Origin of the sequence: Corynebacterium glaucum (assembly GCF_030408855.1) — a bacterium.
Classification (GTDB): Bacteria; Actinomycetota; Actinomycetes; order Mycobacteriales; family Mycobacteriaceae; genus Corynebacterium; species Corynebacterium glaucum.
On the sequence record NZ_CP047358.1, the window covers coordinates 1,905,478 to 1,926,068 of the forward strand.

Consider the following 20,591-nt stretch of genomic DNA (forward strand, 5'->3'; position numbering starts at 1 on the left):
GTAAGAGGCCGCCTTACCGGAAGTTCCACTCCAACAAGCTGGCCGGCACGTTCGACTCGAGCAACGCGCGAGCAGCGAGATCTTGACCGAGCGTCGTTTTCTGCCCGCTGGAGAGATCCATCAGCCCGGAAGCGATGAAGAAGTCTTCGTTCGGCGATGACCCGATGAGCTTCGCGTTGTACTCCAGCGGCAGGCCCGCCAGCGTGCCGGCATGGGTCATGGTCTGCAGGTAGAGCTCGGAAGAGCGGATTTCAATCTTGCTCGCGGCAGCACTGAACTGTTCCCACGCCCACAGCAGGGCCAAATCTACCGCGAACGGGAGGTGGGCAAATGTGGCGCTGCTGAGGTACTTCGCCGCGAACTGATCGTACGCCCACGCATAGCCTTCGTCGCCGCGCTCCACGATGGCCTGGCCCATCTCCCTGGCCGCTTGCCCGGTGATCAGTCGACCTGCTGCACCGTCCCACTTGAGCATGCCGGAGTGCACCAGCACGGTGGCGTAATTGCTGCGACGCACCTTGGTGTCGTCCGCGCTGAGGGCGAACCTCAGGATGGAGTCCAAGAATTGACGGACCTCGTCAATGGGCGGGGCGCCGTCCAACTCGGGTTTGGTGGCGGCGAGTTCATCAGCCACCATGCGCACAAACAGCGGGGCATCGCTGCGCAGCAGTTCTACGACCGCGTCGTAACCGGTGAGCTCACCGGCATCGCGGCGCTCTGCAACCTCACTGACCTGCTCCGGCGTGAGGTTCGGAAGCAAGATAACGTCCATCTGGACCCCCATAATCTCGTCGGGCGCTTAGGGTGAGTGTATCGGAAGTTTTTACCAACGCATTAATCTGCGTTAACAAATCATTAAGTTAGCGAACGTTGGGAGGAAGAACGTGGACGGTGAGCCGATGTCGCTGAAAGGACTGCGGCAAGCGATGATCCGGGCAGCGGATAACCACTTCCACCGGCTGGGGAACTCGTACCGGTGGGTGTTTGAATCCGGCGAACTGGTGTGGTGGTTCGAAATCGAGAAGGAAGCCCGGCGCCCGATGTATAACATCTGGAAGCTGGACCACTATGCCCACAAAGATTGGGTGCGGGAGGATTACTCAAACCTCAGCGCGTCCCCCGCGGTGCCACTTTCGTTCTTCCACGATTGGCAGGCGGCAGACTTCGAGGTGGACTACCACCCTGAGCGAGACAACCTGCACGTTCTCCTGAATCGACTGCTCGATACGGGACTTCCTGACCGCTGGCGCAGCACACAGGTGCGAGAACCCGCGGGTTATGACAATCTTGCGATTCGGGAGCGGGACATGGACCGATTCTTCGGCGCCCTTGCCTCTCACATGCACCGGCACCAGACCCTTGAAGACATCAAGCGCGCATACGAAGCTCATGGGATTGAAGCCACTCACGCGCTGGAGGAACATTGGGCCGACTTCGAACAACGGATGCGCGACTACACCCCAGAGCCGAAACCGGCCCCAGCGCCGCCCCTGCCGAAGGGCCGGGAGTTTGACACCCTGATCGTGCACAAACCGGACGATGCCGAGGAGGTTGCTCCTGAGGAGGTGGCGGAGGTCGTGGTCAACGCGAGCGTCGCTAAGCAAAAGCCCTCAGCTGAGCTGGAAGAGCTTTTGGCTGAGCTTAATTCCGAGCGGCCGCACCCGAGGCGCAAGCCGAAGTTGACCGGGGACCGGTGTCTGACGTTTCGGGTGCCGAAGAAGTCAAAGGCGAGCTTCGCGGCGTCGTTGATCCCGCAGCTGGTGGGTGAGGGTTTGCTCGCGGCATACGAGAAGTCGGGAGACGTGTGGGCTTTTGGCGACGAATCGGTGGATCTGACGATGACCACGCGTAAGCATCACATGCCGTGGGTGACCCGGCGTGGCATCGGCGCGTGGATTGCCGCGACGAGTGAGGGCGAGGATTTCCTCATCGTTGAAGACCCGTACATGGACCAGGACTACACGCAGACAAAGGTCGAAGACGGCGAACACCGCGTGGAGGTGCGCGAAGGGTCCTTCGAAGACCACTGGGTGACGTTCTGTGACACGGTGGATGAGGCAGCAGCAGTGATGCAATGCTGGATGGACACCCGCGAGCGTTCGACCGACCACACCTGGGAGAAGATGGAGTTCACATGCTAGAAGACAGCAGCTACAGCCGTGAGTACCTGAACAAACAGCTCGCGTTCGCGCCTGAATGGCTGCCCGCGGATTACGTCGATGCCCTCGCCGCGGGCGACCACGTCGTGGACCACATCGAGCTCGCACCACCCGAGCCGTACTTGACGGACGGGAACGACTTGGAAAACCTGCACGAGGAGTTCGTGGCCACGTTCCCGCGTTTCGCGCCCGACTACTTCCCCATTGCCACCGACAACGGCGACTATGTGCTGCTGCACCGCCGCGCTGATGGCGGCATCGTCTGCGGCGAGGCCGATGTGTTCCAGGAGGAGTGGTTCTACGGCCCCTACCCTTCCTTCAGCGAGTGGGTCCAGGCCCGCACCGGCCCCGACAGCGAGGACGGGTACACATCCTCGCCGCTCGAGGCATCTGTGCCAGAAAAGACGTACACCCAGCGCCACCAGGGCGCGGTGAAGGAGCTGGACATCCGCGGCGAGACGTTCGAAGGCCTCGACATCCACGCGCTGAATGTGGGCGACTCCGCCTTCCATGGAATCACCGTGCGCGACAGCCGCGCGTATTACCTGCGGCTGGAGCGCTGCCGGCTCAGCGAGATTGCGTGGGAAGACTGCGAGGTGTCCCACGTGTCGCTCTTGGACAGCACGCTCGAGTACATCGGCCAGCCGATTGAGACGGGTTGGATTGAAACTATCGACGGGTGCACCTTGGAAGGCGTCACGCTCACCGGCTCCGCGGCACCCGGCACGATGAAGCTGGTGAACACGACGGTGCGCGGCGCACTGTTCAACCTCTCTGTCAGCGCCGATTACAGGTTCACCCAGCTCGCAGACTGCGATTTTTCCGAGGCCACGCTGCACAAGGTGAGCTTCCCAGGCGTCGACGCACGCCGCGTGACATGGCCCGAGGACAAGCAGCAGTTCGTGCTGGAGGATTGGCCGGCCATCGCAGGCAAGCTTTACGACGCCGCGCGGCAACTGATCAGCGCCTCCGACAAGGAATCACCGGAATACTTGGCCGCGGTCAAGGTGCATAGCGCCATTGCAGCCGACAATTCCTCCCACGCCCAAGAGCACGGCTGCTCCTCCATCAACGGCGAATGCTGCCCGGAGCGCGGAGCCCGCTACGCATCCGAGCTTGACCCGGCGGGGCAGGATCCGACGCTGATGGAAACCATCAACCAGCTCTACGCGCCATATCTGTAGGCGTACCCTCGGGGCCATGCAGTTTTCAAACCTTGACACCCTGCGCACCCGCGGCACCCGTAAGTGGACCCAGTTCGACGACGACGTCATCCCCATGTTCGTCGCCGAGAGCGACTTCCCCACGGCTCCAGCCATCAAGCAGGCAATTATCGACGCCTGCGAGCGCGAGATGTTCGGCTACACCCCCGCCCCGCACGCGCACCACCTGGGCAAGGCGGTGGCAGATTTCTACGACTGGCGCTACGGCTGGCGCCCGAACGCAGCGAAGATCTTCCCCGTAGCGGACGTCGTGCGCGGCGTGCTGCTGGCAATTCAGTACTTCACCGAAGGCGACGTGATCGTGCCGGTGCCTGCGTACTTTCCGTTCCTGCCAATCGCGGAGGCCGCCGGCCGCAACCGCATCGACATCAGTTCAAACAAGGGTGCCAACGGCGGCCTAGACCTGGCCGAGGTCGAGGAGGCGTTCAAGAACGGCGCGGGCAGCATCATCGTCACCAACCCGTTCAACCCGGGCGGCTGGATGTTCGCATCGGAAGAGCTCGACCAAATCTGCGACATCGCTCGCCGGTACAAGGGCCGGGTGCTTGTCGACGAAATCCACGCACCGCTTACCTACGGCAAACGACACGTCTGCGCGGCGGCGAACAACCCGGATGTTTGCATCACGGTCACGGCGACCTCGAAAGCGTGGAATGTCGCGGGGCTGAAGTGCGCGCAGATGATCTTCACTAACGACGCGGACGTGAAGACCTGGAACGCGATCAACCCGGTGGCCAAGGATGGCGTTGGCACACTGGGCATCATCGCCGCGGAAGCCGCGTACGAGTCCGGCCGCGACCACCTCGATTGGCAGGTGGAACAACTGAAAGCCAACCGCGACTGGCTCGTAGAAAACCTCCCTGCGCTGATTCCGGGGATCCGCTTTGAAATCCCGGATGCCACCTACCTCATGTTCTTGGATTTCAAGGACACGAAACTGGGCGTCGATAAGCCTGCTGCTTACCTGCTGAAACATGCTCGGGTGGCGCTGAGCGAGGGGGTTGATTTCGGGCCTGGCGGCGAGCACCGTGCGCGACTGAACTTTGCCACCTCGCCGGAGATCCTCAAGGAGGCCACGGAGCGCATCGCCCGCGCGATCGAAGTACTCTAAACACCCATGGAACAAACCCCCCAGGCTTCAGATTTCTCCTCCCCGGCGCCCGTTGAGCAGCCGTGGGAACGTCCGGACCCCGAGTGGTACAAAGACGCCGTTTTTTACGAGGTGCTGGTGCGCGCCTTCTACGACCCGGACGGTACCGGCTCCGGCACGCTGAGGGGCCTAGAGGAGAAGCTGGACTACCTGCAGTGGCTGGGTGTGGATTGTCTCTGGCTGCCGCCGTTTTATGATTCCCCGCTGAAAGACGGTGGCTACGACATCCGTGACTTCCGCAAGGTGCTGCCGGAGTTCGGCACGGTGGAGGATTTCGTTTCGCTGATCGATGCCGCCCACCGCCGCGGCATCCGCATCATCACCGACTTCCCCATCAACCATACTTCGGACCAGCACCAGTGGTTCCAAGAATCGCGCCAGAACCCGGACGGCCCGTACGGCGACTACTACGTGTGGACCGATGACGATGCGCAGTACGACGGCACGCGCATCATCTTCATCGACACCGAAGAGTCGAACTGGACGTGGGATCCGGTGCGCAAGCAGTTCTTCTGGCACCGCTTTTTCTCCCACCAGCCGGATCTGAACTACGACAATCCGAAGGTGCAAGAGGAGATCCTCGACGTCATCCGCTTCTGGCTGGACCTGGGCATGGACGGCATCCGCCTCGACGCGATCCCGTACCTCTTTGAGCGTGAGGGCACGAGCAGCGAGAACCTGCCGGAGACCCACGAGTTCATCAAGCAGGTCCGCGACCTCTTCGACAAAGAGTACCCCGGCCGCTTCCTCCTCGCGGAGGCGAACCAGATGCCGGACGAGGTCGTCGAATACTTCGGTGCAGGCACGGACGGTACCGGCGACGAGTGCCACATGGCGTTCCACTTCCCCGTCATGCCGCGCATCTTCATGGGCCTGCACAAGGAATCCGCCCAGCCGATCATCGACATCCTGCGCGAGACCCCGGACATCCCCGAGTCCGCGCAGTGGGGCATTTTCCTGCGCAACCACGACGAGCTCACGCTTGAGATGGTCACCGAGGAAGAGCGCGACTACATGTACAAGTCCTACGCGTTCGACCCGCGCATGCGCGCCAACGTGGGCATCCGCCGCCGCCTCGCGCCGCTGCTCGGCGGCCACCGCGACCGCCTCGAGCTGGCCCACGCGCTTTTGCTCAGCCTGCCCGGTTCGCCGTTTTTGTACTACGGCGACGAGATCGGCATGGGCGATAACATCTGGCTTTTCGACCGCGACGGCGTGCGTACCCCGATGCAGTGGTCGAACGACCGCAACGGCGGCTTTTCCACCGCCGACCCGGAGCGCCTCTACCTGCCGCCGGTACGCAACGACCAGTACGGCTTCCACATCGTCAACGTGGAAAGCCAGATGCAGCGCGACAACTCGCTGCTGCAGTGGGTGCGCACCTTGGTGCACATTCGTAAGCAGTACAAGGCGTTCGGCCGCGGCTCCTACATCGAGGTGGAACACGGCAACGAGCAGGTTCTCGCGTTCGTGCGCGAGTACGACGGCGAGCGCATCCTGTGCGTGCACAACATGAGCTCTCGCCCGCAGCCGGTGGAGATGCAGCTGTCCCAGTACAACGGCATCACCCCGCGCGAACTCTCCGGCGGCCTCGAGTTCCCCACCATCGGTGAGCTGCCCTGGCTGGTCACCCTCGCCCCGCACGGATTCTTCTGGTTCGACATCTCCTAGGAGCTTTCATGATCGACATCACCGCCGAGCGCTTCTACGGGGCTAAGTCGGAAAAGGTCACGCACCAAGACGTGCTCCGGCGGCAGCCCCTGGGCCAGTATCAGTGGCTCTTGATGCAGCTCAACGATGACCTTTACCAGGTACTTTCCAACGGCGAGCGCGACGTTCTGGCCACCGATGCCGGCGCGAGCGCCTACGTCGAGCACATGGAAGCCCTCGGGGAGGTGCACGGCGAGCTGTCTAAAGCCCCAGCCACCCCGCTCGGCGCCGAGCAGTCAAACACCTCGCTCATCGTCGGCGACACCATTGTCAAGGTGTTCCGCAAGCTTGAAGACGGCCTGAATCCCGACGTCGAGATCCTGAGCCAAATTTCCAACCCGCACGTCGCTCGAGTCACGGGCTACATCACGCTTGCCGGACGCACCCTCGCGATGCAGCAGGAAAAGATCGACGGCACCGACGGCTTCGAGCTGGCTACCCAGGGTTTCGACCCGCAGGCCGCGCACGACCTCGGCGCCGCAATCCGCAGCGTCCACGTCTCGCTCGCGGACACGTTCGGCACCACCACCGCCGACGCACAGCACCTCCGCGACACCCTTCACGCTAACCTCGACAGTTACCTGCGGCGCGCGCCAATCCTCCGGGAGTTCGAGGAGAGCATTCGCAAGCTTTACGACGCCACCTTGGACTCCGCCACGGCGGAAATCCAACGCGTCCACGGCGATCTGCACCTTGGCCAAACGCTGAAATCCGGCGAGCACTGGTACCTCATTGACTTCGAGGGCGAGCCGGCGCGCCCGCTCGCGGAGCGCCAGCGGCCGGACCACGTCATGCGCGATGTTGCAGGCATGATCCGCTCCTTCGGTTACGCGCGAGCGGTTGGGGATCTCGATGCTGAGTGGGAGCGTCAGTGCGTCGATAAGCTGAAGCTTGGGTACGGACAAACCGACCGTGTGCTGGATGCCTACATTGCGGACAAGGCGGCGTACGAGGTCGTATACGAGGCGAACAACCGCCCTGACTGGGTGGATATCCCCCTCGACGCGCTGCGTTCCATTCTGTGAAAGGCGTTTCCCAAAATTGCCCTGGGGTTGTACTGTGAGTCCAACTCATCCAAACCCAGGTACTTTCACGGAGGCTTCAATGTCCACCGCCGCAAGCAAGCCGAAACCCAGCTCCGGCTCGACGATTCTGATCACCTCGCTGGCGCTGTTTTCCATGTTCTTCGGCGCAGGCAACCTCATCTTCCCACCGATGCTGGCAGTGCAGGCCGGCGATAACTTTTGGCCCGCCATTCTTGGCTTCCTTGGCACCGGCGCGCTGCTGCCTGTGCTTGCCGTGGTGGCGATTGCACTCTCCGGTGCAAACGTGCGCGACCTTGCACAGCGGGCCGGCACGATCTTCGGCGTGCTCTTCCCGATCCTGGCGTACCTGTCCATCGGCGCGTTCTACGCCCTGCCGCGCACCGGCGCAGTGTCCATGGAGACCGCGGTCACCCCGCTGTTCGGTGTCTCCGGTACGCTGCCGACGGCGATTTTCAGCATCGTCTTCTTCGGCATTGCACTCGCACTGAGCTGGAACCCGACTCGAATCATGGACACCATGGGCAAGTTTCTGGTGCCAGCGCTTGTGGTGCTGCTGATAGTAATGATCGCGGTTTCGATCACACGCTGGGATGCGGAACCGGTCACCCCTGCTGAGGCTTACGGCGAAGGCCCGTTCACCACTGGCCTGCTCGAAGGCTACCTGACCATGGACTCGATCGCCGCACTCGCGTTCGCCATCGTCGTGATTTCCACCCTGCGCAACAAGGGCTACGAGGGCCGCGAGCTGGTCAACAGCACGGTCATCGCCGGCGGCGGTGCAGGCATCATGCTCGCGCTGATCTACCTGGGCCTTGGCGGCATCGGGCGCGTTATGCCGGGCGGCGACCAGTTTGAAACCGGTGCAGCCCTGCTGGCAGACGCCTCCAACGCCACCATGGGCACCGCCGGCCAGATAGTATTCTCCCTGGTCGTGCTCCTCGCTTGCCTGACCACCGCCGTGGGCCTGATTACCGCGACCGCCAAGTACTTCTCGGAGCAGTTCGCGGGTTCGTACAGGACGTGGGCGATCATCTTCACTGTCTGGTCGATGATCTTCGCGACCCAGGGCCTGAGCTTCATCATGACTATCGCTGCGCCGGTGATCGGCTTCCTCTACCCGCCGGCCATCGCGCTGATCCTGGTCACCCTGATCGAGCCGCTGTTCCGCTCCCGCACCCGCTTCACCTGGGCGCTGATTCTGCCGGTGTGGACCGCCGTGATCTTCTCGCTGACCGAGACCTTCGTCGGCCTGGGATGGGGTGCCCCCGCGCTCGAGCCGATTGTCTCCTGGGCGCCGCTGTTCGCAGCTGGCCTGGGCTGGGTCGTGCCGGTGGCAGTCGCGTTCATCACCGGCCTTGTCATCGACTTCATGAACCCGAAGCCAGCGATGGAGATCGGCACCAACCAGACGGTTGAAGGCGAAGTCGTCACCGCCGGTTAGTGGGAACTACGCACCCACGAGCGTAGCGTGGGGGCATGAGCACCCCGTTGTCCCTCATTGATTTCTGCACCCGCTACCCCGACGAGACCGTTGGGCAGGCGATGCAACGTTCCGTGGCCTTCGCCCAGAAGGCGGAGTCCCTCGACTACCTGCGCATCTGGTATTCCGAGCACCACAACATGACCTCGATCGTCTCTTCGGTGCCATCGGTTTTGATCTCGCACATCGGTGCACAGACGGAGAAGATCCGCCTCGGTGCTGGTGGCGTGATGCTGCCGAACCACTCCCCCTACGTCATCGCTGAGCAGTTCGGCATGCTCGCGGAGCTCTACCCGGACCGCATCGACCTGGGCCTGGGTCGTGCGCCCGGTACGGATCAGCAGACACTCGGCCGCGCCCTGCGCCGCGATCCGCGCAGCGCGGAGAACTTCCCGCAGGACGTGTTGGAGCTGCAGGCATGGTTGTCCAACGAGTCGCCGCTTCCCGGCGTGGTCGCTGTGCCGGGCTTTAACACGAATGTTCCGCTCTACATCCTCGGTTCGTCGATGTTCGGGGCGTCTCTTGCAGCCAAGCTCGGCCTACCGTACGCGTTCGCGTCTCACTTCGCTCCGCAGCAGTTAGAGCAGGCTACCGCGTACTACCGCGAGAACTACGAGCCGTCCGAACGTTACCCGGAGCCGTACTGCATCGCCGCCGTAAACGTGATCGCGTCCGACACCGAGGAAGATGCGGACCGGCAGCAGCACACCGTTCACCGCGAGCGTGTTCGCTCGATGATTGGCCGCCGCGGGGCGCCGCTGTCGGAGCAGCAACTCGATGCGCACATGCACTCCATTCAAGGGCGCCAAATTATTGATATGTTGCGCTACACTGCGAAGGGCACCGGGGAAAATATTCAGGATTATCTTACTTGGTTCAAATCCCTGGCTCAGGCCGATGAGCTGATGATTTCCCTCCAGGCGGCCTCGCATGAAGAAGCATTGAGGGGCATGGAAATCCTCGCCGCGCACCGCCCGTGAGGAAATGTACGGTCAACCATGTAGTATGGCCATACCAATCATTTCTCACGGTTAAGTATCGGAAGTATCGCGTGTCTGAATCCCTGTCGGCCAACCCCTTGCGCCGCCCACAGCAACACCAAGAAATTGCCGACTACCTGCGGGACGAAATCTTCGCGGGCCGCATTCCTGTCGGCGAATCGCTGCCTTCAGAAGCGGAACTCTGCACCCAGTTCGACACCTCCCGCGGCCCGGTTCGGCAGGCAGTTTCCACGCTTCGCAGCGAGGGTCTGATCTCCTCCGGTCGCGGCCGCCGGTCGATTGTCCTGTCTAATATCCGCACCGAATCGTTTGAGGAAGTGCTCTCCAACGCCTCCCGGATCGCCCGCATGGGCAAAGAGCCGGGCCAAATCCTGCAGTGGTTCGGCCTGCACCCCGCACAGTCCGAAATTGCCAACGCGCTCGACGTCAAGGAGGGCACCTCGGTGGTCTCCTTGCGCCGCGTCCGCACCGCGAACGGCACCCCAATCGTCACCGAGGAAATTTTCTTCAGCCCATCCATTTCCTCGATCGTGCTGGGCGTGGACCCGAACTCAGAGTCCTTCCACCGCACCCTGATGCGCGAGGGCGTGAACTTCAACAACATTGCCCGTGCCGCAAGCATCGACCTCGCGAACGAGGACGACGTGTCCAACCTCGGCGTGGCGGATGGCGCGCCGATTCTCGAGGTGCAGGTTCGCGCCTACACGCACACCGGTGCGCCGGTTGAGTACGCAGTGCACCGTTACCGCACCGAGGAGATGTCTTTCGGCTTGAACAACGTGCGCGGACACTCCTCGCCAATGTGGGTGGAGATGGCGCCGGAGACGATCGGCTAGTACGGTACGCTTTTTCCGCATGAAGCACACCTCGCTTGCCGGTTCCCTCATTGCCGCCGCAGCGCTTGCCTCATGCACCACACCGCAGCACCCCACGGAGGTGCTCACCGTCGCGGCGTCCGCTCCCCCAGCAAGCTTGGACTTTACGACGACCGGTGGTGCCGCTGGCCCGCAGGCACTCATGGGCAACGTCTACGAGACGCTCGTGCTTATCGACGACTCGGGCCAGCCGCAGCCCAACCTCGCAACGAGTTGGGAGACCGACGGCACGACGTACACGTTCCACCTGCGCGATGACGTCACCTTTTCCAACGGCAAACCGTTCACCGCCGAGGACGCGGTGTTCTCAATCAACTACGTCCAAAACGAATGGACAAACGGGTTGAAAGCCCAGATGGCCCCGGTTCGCGCCGCGAGGGCGATTGATCAGCACACGCTGGAAGTGCAGTTGGAAGAGCCGTCGGCAAGCTGGCTCTGGTCTATGGGCACGTTCACTGGGGCGATGATGTGCGAGGACTCCATCCCTCGGCTGGCGACGGACCCGCTGGGGACCGGGCCGTACACGGTGAAGCGTTTCGACGAGGGCACCGCGATCGAGTTCTCCGCCCGCGAGGACTACTGGGACACCGTGCACAACGATGCGCAGATCCGCTACTTTTCCGATGCCGTTTCCGCGGTCAACGCGCTGCGCGCAGGCGACGTGGACGTGGTGTGGCAGATGCAGGCGCCGCAGCTGATCGGCGCGCTTCCCGAAGACATCGGGGTCGAAGTGGGCACCACGAATGGCGAGGTGCTCCTTTCCATGAACAATCGGCGCGCACCATTCGACGACCCAGATGTCCGCCGCGCCGTCGCCCACGCCATCGACCGCGATGCGCTGAACCAGGTGGTGTACAACGGCTACGCCACTGATACCGGCGGCGCGCCCGTACCACCAACCGACCCCTGGTACACCGGCCGCGACTACTACCCCTTCGATCCAGAGCGCGCGAGGGAACTACTTGCGGGGCGCGCCCCGGAGATCACGATCACGGTGCCCAGCCTCCCCTACGCGCAAACCGCGGCCGAGCTCATCTTCTCCCAACTGCGCGACGTTGGCTTCAACGTGAAGTTGGAAACCGTCGAGTTCCCAGCGGTGTGGCTGAACCAGGTGCTCAAGCAGTCGGACTATCAGGCCTCGATCGTCGCCCACGTGGAGCCGCGCGACCTGGCCAACCTGTTCGGCAACCCGGATTACTACTTGGGATACGACTCCGAGCAGACGCGTGAGCTGCTTGCCCACGAAGACTTCGGCGGCGCCGTGGACCAGATCATGGCGGACGCCGCAGCGTTGACGCTGGTGAACGCGCCGAACATTGTGCTCGCCCGCCCTGGCATTACGGGCGTAAACCCGAACGTGGTCACCGATTCGCTACCGCTGAACCGAATCGAGGTGGCGCGGTGATCAAATCCGTTGGACGTTTCATCGCGCTGCTTGCCGCCGCCAGCGTTCTGATCTTCCTGCTGCTGCGCGCAGTGCCGGGCGACCCGGCGCGCGTTGCGCTCGGCGTGACGGCCACGGACGAAGCCGTCGCGGAGCTTTCGCGACGCTTGGGCACCGACCGCCCGCTGACCGTCCAGTACTTCGACTGGATCGGGGGACTGCTCACCGGGGACTTCGGCATCTCAATGGCGTCGGGGCGCGATATCACACCGACGATCATCGAACGCGCCGGCACCTCGCTCACCCTCACCATCACCGCCATGGTGGTGGCGCTGTTGCTTGCCGTGCCGTTGGGGATCCGGCTGGCGCGCCGGCCCAACCCGATCCTGGCGGGGCTCACGCAGATTGGCATCGCGGTGCCGTCGTTCCTCATCGGCATCCTCACCGTCGCACTTTTCTCTGTGCAACTGGGGTGGTTGCCGGCTGGTGGCTGGGGCTCACCCGCGCACGCCGTGTTGCCGGTGGCGTCGCTGGCCTTGGTACAGGGTGCGATCCTCACGCGCTACGTGCGCGCTGCCATCGTGGAGGAGCTGGGCAAGGACTACGTGCGCACGGGCAGGGCGCAGGGGGCGTCGATAAGCGAAGTGCTTTATTCCTCCGTGCTGCGCAACGCGGCGCTGCCTGTGCTCACTGTGACTGGCCTGCAGCTCTCGACGCTGATTGTGGGAGCGGTTGTGGTGGAGCGGGTGTTCGCGATCCCGGGTTTAGGTTCCATGCTGATCGACGCTGTGTCGAGCCGTGACCTGACCACCGTCCAGACCGTGATGATGCTGCTGGTCGCGTTCACACTCGCGGTGAACCTGATCGTGGATCTGCTGTACGTAGTAATCGACCCAAGGAGCCGGCGATGAGGCGCGCGCAATACGTAGGTGGCGTAATCGTCGGCCTGGTCCTGCTCGCCGCGGTGGTGTCGCTGGTGTGGACCCCGTACGACCCGTTGCAGGCGATGCCGGAAAACCGGTTGGAGGGGCCGTCGATAAGCCATGTGCTTGGCACGGACGAGCTGGGCCGCGACGTGCTGTCGAGGATTATGGACGGCGCGCGCCTGACCCTCGCTGTGGTGCTGGGCGCGGTGGGGCTATCGGCGCTGATTGGCATCCCGCTGGGGATTTATGCGGGGATGCGCAACAGCAGGTTCGTGATGGGGATGTCCGACCTGCTGCTGGCGTTTCCGGCGCTGCTGCTGGCCATTGTGTTCACCGCGGTGTTTGGGGCCTCGATCTGGATTGTGGTGCTGGCGATTGGGCTAGCCGGGATTCCCGGGTTTGTGCGCGTGGCGCGGGTGGGCACGATCCAGGTGATGAGCCAGGACTACATCCTGGCCGCGCGGATGGCGAAACTTTCCGGACCGGCGATTGCGCGCCGTCACGTGCTGCCGAACATCGCGCACCTGCTGTCCACGCAAGCGACGGTTGCGATCGCCCTGGCTATCCTGGCCGAGGCTGGCTTGAGCTTCCTCGGGCTCGGGGCACCGGCGCCGTATGCGTCGTGGGGGCGCATGCTGCAGGCCTCGCAGCCGTTCTTGGCCACCGACCCGCACTTGGCGATCTGGCCCGGCCTGGCGATCGCGCTGACCGTTATGGGTTTCAACCTGCTTGGAGGCAGCCGTGATCCGCGTTGAAGATTTGAGCATTCCGGGCCTGCTAGACGGCATCTCCTTCGAGGTCGCCCCCGGCGAGCGCCTGGGCATTATCGGTGGGTCCGGCTCCGGGAAGTCGCTCACCGCGCTGTCCATCATGGGGCTCACCGACCTGCCGGTGAGTGGCTCCATCACCGTCGACGGGGTGGAGATGGTCGGCTCCCCCGATCGCGTCCAGCGCAAGGTGCGCGGCGCGAAGGTGGGCATGGTCTTCCAAGAGCCGATGACCGCGCTCGACCCGCTGAAGAAGATCGGTTCGCTGGTGCCGCACGAGTTGCTTGAGGACGTCGGCGTTGCTCGCCCCGAGGCCTACCCGCACCAGCTCTCCGGCGGCCAGCGCCAGCGCGTGCTCATCGCGCTCGCCCTGTCGCAGAACCCGGACTATTTGATCTGCGACGAGCCCACCACCGCGCTCGACACCACCGTGCAGCGCCAGATCCTCGACTTGATTGACCGGCTTGTCGACGAGCGCGGCATGGGCCTGATCTTCATCTCCCACGACCTCGCCGTGGTGGATCACATGACGGAGCAGCTGCTCATCCTCAAGGACGGACGCGAAGTATCGTCCCACTCCGAGTACGCCCAGCAGCTCGAGCGCGCCTCGCGCCCCGGCCCGCCAGCCGCACCCACTGTTCTCGGCGAGCCCGTGGTCACGCTCGACGGCGTGAGCCTGCGCCGAGGCGCCACGCAAGCCCTTGACAACGTCTCGCTCACCGTCCGCGAAGGCGAGCGCCTGGGCATTGTCGGTGGCTCCGGCTCCGGCAAGACCTCGCTTTTGCACACCATCGCTGGCTTGCTCACGCCGGATTCGGGCACGGTCACTGTCGGCGGCACCATGCAGATGGTCTTCCAGGACCCGTATTCTTCGCTCGACCCGCGGATGGATGTGCTCCGAAGCGTGATGGAAGGAGGCGTCGATAAGCAACGAGCTAGCGAAACCCTCGCCGAGGTTGGCATTACCGACAACCGTTTGCCCAAGGCCTTCTCCGGCGGGCAGCGCCAGCGGATCTCGATCGCTCGCGCCGCCGCGTCTCGCCCCAGCATTTTGCTTGCCGACGAACCGGTGAGCGCGCTCGATGTCTCCGTACGCGAGCAGGTGCTTGCGCTTCTCGACGCCACCGTGGGCCCGAACACCCTCATCTTTGTCTCGCACGACTTGGCGGTGGTGCGCGAGATCTGCCCGCGGATCGCGGTTATGCACCAAGGCAAGATTGTGGAGCACGGCGAGACCGAAGCGATTTGGCGCGACCCGCAGCACGAGTACACGCAGCAGTTGCTGGACTCAGTGTTGGACTCGGTGCTGGACTCAGTACTGGACGGCGAGGGATCCAGCGACTCTAGCGAGTGATGTAGGGCACCAGCGTCGGGTCGAGCAGGTGCTCTTCCACCCGCTCGAAATTCATGGCCATGGCGTCGAATTCGTGCACTTCAGCTGCCGTGAGCTGAACCTGCTCGCGGGGAACCGGTGTCTGCATGCGTCAATTGTAACCCGAGACTTACGAGTATGTGATTTGAACAAGAGGGGGCCTAAGCTGGTGGCCCATGGACGACGCACCCAAGGTGATCGCCCCCTACCACCGGCTCAACCGCACGCGCCCGGACTGGTGGCGCCCGCTTGTAGAACTCGGGCTTGCCGCCGTGTTCGGGCTGGTGTTCCAGATCGCGTGGATTATCGCGATGATGTTCGGGCCGGTGACGTTGGAGTCGCTCACCGCCATGCTCTTCGAGCGCGACGAGTGGAGCGCCGACCCCGCGACGAGCCTGATGCTGTTCGGCGGCATCGCCACCGGGATCCCTGCGGTGCTGCTGGCCGCGCGCATCAGTGGCAGGCCACGCGGCACGCTGTGGTCCGTCGAGCGGCGGTTCCGGTGGCGCCGCTTCGGCCAGGCGCTGCTTTTTATCACCTTGCCGGCGGCGGTGCTGCAAGCCCTCGACGTGGCGCTTTACGGCATGCCCGCGCCCGTAGACCGCACCTTTTGGCTGCACGTCGCAGTTGCGTGCACCGCGCTGCCGCTGCAGTGTGTGGCCGAGGAGCTGATCTTCCGCGGCATGCTGCCGCAGGCAATGGGTACGTGGATGCGCTCCGCGTGGCTGGCGTACCTCGTAGCTCTACCGATCTTTGTCATCGGCCACCCGTACGGAGCTTCGGGACTGATCAGCGTGGCAATCTTCGGCGCACTCGCGAGCCTGCTCACGCACCGCACCGGCGGGCTCGAGGCCGCGATCGCACTGCATATCACGCTGAACGCGACGGTGTACTTCGGCGAGTTCTCCGGCATCGCGCAAGATTTCGGTGTCCGACAGCTGCTCACCGCGTTAACGGTCCTCGTGATGTACGGCGGCGCCGGGCTCATTTTGCTGCTCGGGGTCAATACCACCGTCGCTCCGCCGCAGCTGGATAGCGTGCGCGTGCGCTCCCTTCCGCACCCGTCCGGCGAACTGCTCGGCGCTCGCGGCATCGACGTCGTCGGCCCCGGCGGTGTCGTGCTGTGTGAGATGCCGTGGCGCGGCGACACCTCCAGCGCAGAACTCGTCGTGCCAGGCTGGCGCTTTCGATACACCGCACTGCACGGCCGCTTCGCCCTGCGCTGCACCAACACCGGCCCGACACCGCAGCCGGTGTACCTTGCGATCGTCCCCCACTTCGCGCGCGGTCAGCTCCAGGGGCACGTGCTTTACGACGCCCATAGGACCGTCAAACTCACCCCCACCGGCGCCACCGGCGCCACCGGCATGGTGGTGTGGCATCCGCCCGAAGGAGGTGTCTGCGCTGGCCCTGAACTGCGTGATACGCTCCTTCAACCAGGCAAGAGCGTTCAGATAGAACTCAATATCGAGGTGGTCTAAATGCAGTTTCACCTTCTGGCACGCCCCCGCCGCTGGTGGGTATCGCTCATCGAACTAACCCTGGTCGCAGCCCTCTTCTTCGGTCTGCTCACCGCTGCGGTGGCTCTATTGAGTGCCACGGGCGATGATGCGGACGTGCTCGAGCTATTGTCCCTGGCGTTGGTGCTTCCCGCGCCGTTTCTCGCAGCCTGGCTGACCCGGCGCAACCCGACCGCGCTGCTCTCGGTGGAGTACCGGATCCGGTGGCCGATCGTCGGACGCGCTGCGCTGGTAGCGGTGCCGCTGTACGGATTGCTTGCTGGCGTCATGTTCTTCAGCGCCGAAGCAGTCGTCACCGCTCACACCATTGCTCTCGCGTGTGTCTACCTCTTAATCATTCCGTTCCAGGCCGCGATGGAAGAGCTCGTGTTTCGCGCGGCGTTGCCGCAGATCGTGGGTACCTGGGTGCGCTCACCATGGGTCGCCTACGGCGCCGCGATCCCGCCGTTTGTGTTCCTCCATGTCTACAACTGGATCGGTTTGACGGACATTTTCGTGTTCGCGGCGTGTGCGTCGTACCTAACGTGGCGCACCGGCGGCATCGAGGCTGCCACCGTGCTGCACGCCGCAGGCAACCTTCAGATCTACCTGTTGATTCCCTTCTTTCCCGACGATCTCACCGTGACAACGGACCTCGACTGGGGCTCAGTCGCCTTCACGATTGCGCTCACGGTGCTCGCGACCGCACTCATCGCGCGGGTGGTCACCCGCAGCCGAGCTGTGTCTAATGTATATAGGGTCGGATAGATGCAGTTTCATTTGATGGCGCGCCCGCGCCGCTGGTGGGTACCGCCGATCGAGGCCATCATTCTCGCAGCGCTGTTTCTCGGCCTAACCATCGTGGCGGTGGTGGTCCTGCTCGCCCTCGGCGGTGAAGAGTCCGAGGCATTTGACGTATTCGTCATGGCGCTGATACTCCCCGTGCCGTTCCTCGCCGCATGGCTCACCCGGCGCGATCCAACGCAGTTGCTGTCAGTGGAGCGTCGAACTCGCTGGCCTTTGGTCGCTCGCAGTGCCCTGGTTGCAGTGCCCATGGCCCTACTTGTCTTCGCCTACGAGATGCGCGCGGGCGGGGAGGCGGTGTTCACCACCGAAACGATTGTGCTGGCCTGCCTGTTCGTGCTGGTTACTCCCTTACAGGCCGCGTCGGAAGAGCTCCTCTTTCGTGCCGCACTCCCGCAGATCGCCGGGAGCTGGGTGCGCTCCCCTTGGGTGGCGTACGGCCTCGCGATCCTGCCGTTCGTCTACTTCCACTATTACAACTGGATCGGTCTGATCGACATCTTCATTTTCGCGGCGTGCATGTCCTTTCTCACCTGGCGCACCGGCGGTGTGGAGGCTGCTATCGCGCTCCATGCGGCAAACAACATCGGGGTCTTCGCGGCAGGCGCGTTCTTCCCGGGCAGGGTTCCGGCCGTCGACATCGACTGGCCAACTGCGGCGTTCTACATCAGTGTCATTGTCACCGCGACGGCGCTTACTGGATGGCTACTGACCCGTCGGGATTCACCTTCACCTGCGCAGCCGCCGCTGCCGTGAGGTTGATGCGCTGCCAAGACCCGCCCGAGCCTTGCCAATCCAGCGGGTTGCCGGCCTCAGAGGCAGTCAATCGCAGCACCTCTACCCGCTGCTCCCAGGTAAGCTCCGGGAATCGAGCGGCGAGCAGCACCGGCGCTGCCTGCGGCACCTCCATCGGCGCATCGAGCACGTACACCCGCGGCAGGCCGTAATCCATCATCTGATCCATCGCGGCGACGGCGTCCGCGGTGGCGATGTACGGGGTGTCGCTGGCCACCAGCTCCGCAATCGATTTGCCGGTGCGCCACTCGATTTCAGCGCGCAGTTCGTCCGCCGCCTGGTCCAAAGCGTGCCGCATCTTCGGGTCGTTGAGACGGTCCGCAGCCGCCGCGTAGCCGGACATCCGCCCGCCGATCACGTCCAGCGGGTAGTGCACGCCCAGCACCACTCGCGAATGCCCGGCTTCCGCCCCGCGGTAGTACAGCTGCGGCGCGAGCTCAGGCACCATATACGCCAACAGGCTGGTGGTCAGCACCGCCTGGTTCGTGTGCCCCGACGGGAACGCCGGCGAGGTCAGATACAGGTCACCGGTCGCCTCCGTGTTGTAGCGGTTGATCCGCTCAGGTGCGACCACATGCGGCCGCGGGTAGTTGAACACCCGCTTCTCAATCAGCGTCGAGTTCGCAAGCCCACCGGTGCGCGCAAGGTAACCATTGTCCAAAAGGTAGGCAGTCTTGGGCAATCGTCCTTCGCTTAACGACGCCCGCAACGCCACACCAAACTCCTCCCCCAGGGCCGGAGACAACGTCGCCAACAGGCCACCGGAGGAGGCCACGGCGTCGATCTGTGCCTGCTCAATCTGGGCCGGTGTGGCGGTGTTGTTGATGCGCACTACGGTCTCCAGGTTCGCCGCCATGGTCTCCGGCTGGGTATCGCGTACCTGCGGGAAGAGGCGGTTCACCTCGGCGTAGATGCCGTACTGGTACGGCGAGATGTCCGAGATGTAACCGGCGAGGTAGTCCGGCGTGAACGGCCGCGGCACCGGTGCGCCGTCGTGGTGCACGGGCGCGGGACCGGTCGAAGAACCAGTGATCTCGCTTTGCAGCTGTGGCGCGGTCAGCGGAGCGGCGCTGGCGATACCGGGCGCGGCGACCGGGGCAAGCGCCAGGGTTGCGGCGAAGGCAAGAGCGGCGGCGGAAGTTCTCACACCCGCTGATAGTAAAGCGCCCCTAGGGTTCCAGCATGTCGAACAGGGTGTTCACGACCTCCGGGCCGTGCGTCCAGAGGCCGTCGTGGAACCATTCGTCGTGCACCCACAGCTTGAGGTTGCCCACCCGCGTCGCCGACTTGCGGGTCAGTTCGTACGGTAGGAACAGGTCCTGCTTGAACAGCAGCGCGGCGGTGGGCACCTCGTTGGCGGAGACATCCTGCGCCTGGGCTTTCAGGGTGTCCATACGGTGGACCTTGTCCACCTCTTCGGAGAACGGGATAAGCGCCGGGTCTTCCTCGAAGTGGGTGCGCAGGAACTGGTTGCCTAACAGCGGCAGGTCAGCGAACTCCTCGCGGTAGACCTTGTCGGCGTTCCACTGCACCGGATGACCTGGCCGCGCCATCACGGTTTCGTGGATCACGCCCCACAGCGGCATGGTCTCCAGCGAGATGATTGCACCCAACTGTGCGAGGAAATCCCCGCGCAGGCGCTTTTCGCCGCGGTGGGTGGTGAACGGCATCTCAAGCAGGTTCGCCAGGGCGCCGAAGTCGCCTTCCTCCCCGAGCAGCACGCCGCAGAAGCGGAAGCGCGTGGCCGAGAGCCGCTCCCCCGTCGGCATCCGCTCGTCGTGGTTGTCCAGGTGATCGGCGACCTCCGCGATGCGGTCCTCGATCCACGGCACCTCGGCGAAGAGTTCCTTGGTACGGGCGGCAAGCAGCTGGAAGTTCAGGCGGTTGAAGCGCTCCACCTCCATGTGCGGCTCGGGCACGCAACCAACCAGGTGGGCACGGCGGATACCTTCCGGGAAGTAGGACAGGTACGCGCCCGCGCACGCTGCGCCGAACGAGTTGCCCAGCACGTCCCACTGCTCAAGCCCCAGGTGCTGGCGCATCGCCTCGGCATCGGCTGCGACATCGGGCGGGCGCAGGTGGGACAGGTAGTGCGCGTCGATACGCTCGGGTGTCGTGCGGTCGACCTTGTGGGAGCGGCCGGTGCCGCGCTCGTCGAAAAGAAACACGCGGTAGCGCTTCAGCGCCTCCGGGATCCAATCCATGAGCATGCGCGGGCCGGGTTTGCCGGGCCCGCCCTGGAAGTACACGAGGGCGGGCAGCGAATCGTCAACGGCAAGCTCGCGCGCGAAGACGCTGATCTGACCGCGAGCGGGGTCGTCGCGGTCGATCGGCACCGTCACCTCGTGGTCGCGGGTGGCGACACCGGGCAGAAACACGGTTGAGTTCACGAGTATTCTC

Annotated in this window: 19 protein-coding genes; 15 read left to right on the forward strand and 4 right to left on the reverse strand. The window is 63.9% G+C overall.

Annotation, left to right across the window (positions count from 1 at the left end; translation table 11 throughout):
• Positions 1–13: 13 nt before the first annotated feature.
• Positions 14–772 (reverse strand): hypothetical protein, encoded by a 759-nt coding sequence (locus tag CGLAUT_RS09230; RefSeq protein ID WP_290184762.1) that lies wholly within the window; start codon positions 770–772, stop codon positions 14–16.
• 127 nt (positions 773–899) lie between these two features.
• On the opposite strand from CGLAUT_RS09230, the gene CGLAUT_RS09235 reads away from it, so the two are divergent.
• The 12 genes from CGLAUT_RS09235 (at position 900) to CGLAUT_RS09290 (ending at position 15,075) form a co-directional block, all read left to right on the forward strand.
• Positions 900–2,141, forward strand: a complete 1,242-nt coding sequence (locus CGLAUT_RS09235; RefSeq protein ID WP_290184764.1) for a hypothetical protein — start codon at positions 900–902, stop codon at positions 2,139–2,141.
• Entirely contained in the window at positions 2,135–3,343 is a 1,209-nt protein-coding gene (locus tag CGLAUT_RS09240) for a pentapeptide repeat-containing protein (RefSeq protein WP_290184766.1), read from the forward strand. The genes CGLAUT_RS09235 and CGLAUT_RS09240 overlap by 7 nt, the downstream gene beginning before the upstream one ends.
• A gap of 16 nt (positions 3,344–3,359) precedes the next feature.
• Positions 3,360–4,493, forward strand: coding sequence for a MalY/PatB family protein (locus CGLAUT_RS09245; RefSeq protein ID WP_290184768.1), 1,134 nt, complete (start codon positions 3,360–3,362; stop codon positions 4,491–4,493).
• A gap of 6 nt (positions 4,494–4,499) precedes the next feature.
• Positions 4,500–6,203, forward strand: coding sequence for a maltose alpha-D-glucosyltransferase (gene treS / locus CGLAUT_RS09250; RefSeq protein ID WP_290184770.1), 1,704 nt, complete (start codon positions 4,500–4,502; stop codon positions 6,201–6,203).
• 8 nt (positions 6,204–6,211) lie between these two features.
• Positions 6,212–7,267, forward strand: a complete 1,056-nt coding sequence (locus CGLAUT_RS09255; RefSeq protein ID WP_290184772.1) for a trehalose synthase — start codon at positions 6,212–6,214, stop codon at positions 7,265–7,267.
• A 79-nt stretch (positions 7,268–7,346) separates the two neighbouring features.
• Positions 7,347–8,729, forward strand: coding sequence for a branched-chain amino acid transport system II carrier protein (gene brnQ, locus CGLAUT_RS09260; RefSeq protein ID WP_290184774.1), 1,383 nt, complete (start codon positions 7,347–7,349; stop codon positions 8,727–8,729).
• Between the two features lie 35 nt (positions 8,730–8,764).
• Positions 8,765–9,748, forward strand: a complete 984-nt coding sequence (locus tag CGLAUT_RS09265; protein ID WP_095660482.1) for an LLM class flavin-dependent oxidoreductase — start codon at positions 8,765–8,767, stop codon at positions 9,746–9,748.
• A gap of 71 nt (positions 9,749–9,819) precedes the next feature.
• Complete coding sequence (locus CGLAUT_RS09270) at positions 9,820–10,605, forward strand: GntR family transcriptional regulator (protein WP_232507099.1); 786 nt, start codon at positions 9,820–9,822, stop codon at positions 10,603–10,605.
• A gap of 19 nt (positions 10,606–10,624) precedes the next feature.
• Positions 10,625–12,049 (forward strand): ABC transporter substrate-binding protein, encoded by a 1,425-nt coding sequence (locus CGLAUT_RS09275; RefSeq protein WP_290184778.1) that lies wholly within the window; start codon positions 10,625–10,627, stop codon positions 12,047–12,049.
• Positions 12,049–12,939 carry an ABC transporter permease gene (locus CGLAUT_RS09280; protein ID WP_425551732.1) on the forward strand — a complete coding sequence of 297 codons (891 nt, stop codon included), beginning with the start codon at positions 12,049–12,051 and terminating at the stop codon, positions 12,937–12,939. Before CGLAUT_RS09275 ends, CGLAUT_RS09280 begins: the two co-directional genes overlap by 1 nt.
• Positions 12,936–13,709: an ABC transporter permease gene (locus tag CGLAUT_RS09285; protein ID WP_290184781.1), complete on the forward strand. Its 774-nt coding sequence runs from the start codon at positions 12,936–12,938 to the stop codon at positions 13,707–13,709. The genes CGLAUT_RS09280 and CGLAUT_RS09285 overlap by 4 nt, the downstream gene beginning before the upstream one ends.
• Positions 13,696–15,075, forward strand: a complete 1,380-nt coding sequence (locus CGLAUT_RS09290; protein ID WP_290184783.1) for an ATP-binding cassette domain-containing protein — start codon at positions 13,696–13,698, stop codon at positions 15,073–15,075. Before CGLAUT_RS09285 ends, CGLAUT_RS09290 begins: the two co-directional genes overlap by 14 nt.
• Here the strand turns inward: CGLAUT_RS09290 and CGLAUT_RS09295 are convergent.
• Complete coding sequence (locus CGLAUT_RS09295) at positions 15,065–15,202, reverse strand: hypothetical protein (RefSeq protein ID WP_198304911.1); 138 nt, start codon at positions 15,200–15,202, stop codon at positions 15,065–15,067. The two genes, CGLAUT_RS09290 and CGLAUT_RS09295, sit on opposite strands and share 11 nt — an antisense overlap.
• 67 nt (positions 15,203–15,269) lie before the next feature.
• On the opposite strand from CGLAUT_RS09295, the gene CGLAUT_RS09300 reads away from it, so the two are divergent.
• The 3 genes from CGLAUT_RS09300 to CGLAUT_RS09310 are packed head-to-tail and all read left to right on the forward strand — an operon-like array spanning position 15,270 to position 18,152.
• Entirely contained in the window at positions 15,270–16,574 is a 1,305-nt protein-coding gene (locus tag CGLAUT_RS09300; RefSeq protein WP_290184784.1) for a CPBP family intramembrane glutamic endopeptidase, read from the forward strand.
• Entirely contained in the window at positions 16,575–17,360 is a 786-nt protein-coding gene (locus CGLAUT_RS09305) for a CPBP family intramembrane glutamic endopeptidase (protein ID WP_290184786.1), read from the forward strand.
• Positions 17,361–18,152: a CPBP family intramembrane glutamic endopeptidase gene (locus tag CGLAUT_RS09310; protein ID WP_095660489.1), complete on the forward strand. Its 792-nt coding sequence runs from the start codon at positions 17,361–17,363 to the stop codon at positions 18,150–18,152.
• On the opposite strand, the gene CGLAUT_RS09315 is transcribed toward CGLAUT_RS09310, so the two are convergent.
• Entirely contained in the window at positions 18,091–19,338 is a 1,248-nt protein-coding gene (locus tag CGLAUT_RS09315; protein ID WP_290184788.1) for an acid phosphatase, read from the reverse strand. The genes CGLAUT_RS09310 and CGLAUT_RS09315 overlap by 62 nt on opposite strands.
• A gap of 22 nt (positions 19,339–19,360) precedes the next feature.
• Positions 19,361–20,581, reverse strand: coding sequence for an alpha/beta fold hydrolase (locus CGLAUT_RS09320; RefSeq protein ID WP_157731340.1), 1,221 nt, complete (start codon positions 20,579–20,581; stop codon positions 19,361–19,363).
• Positions 20,582–20,591: the final 10 nt, after the last annotated feature.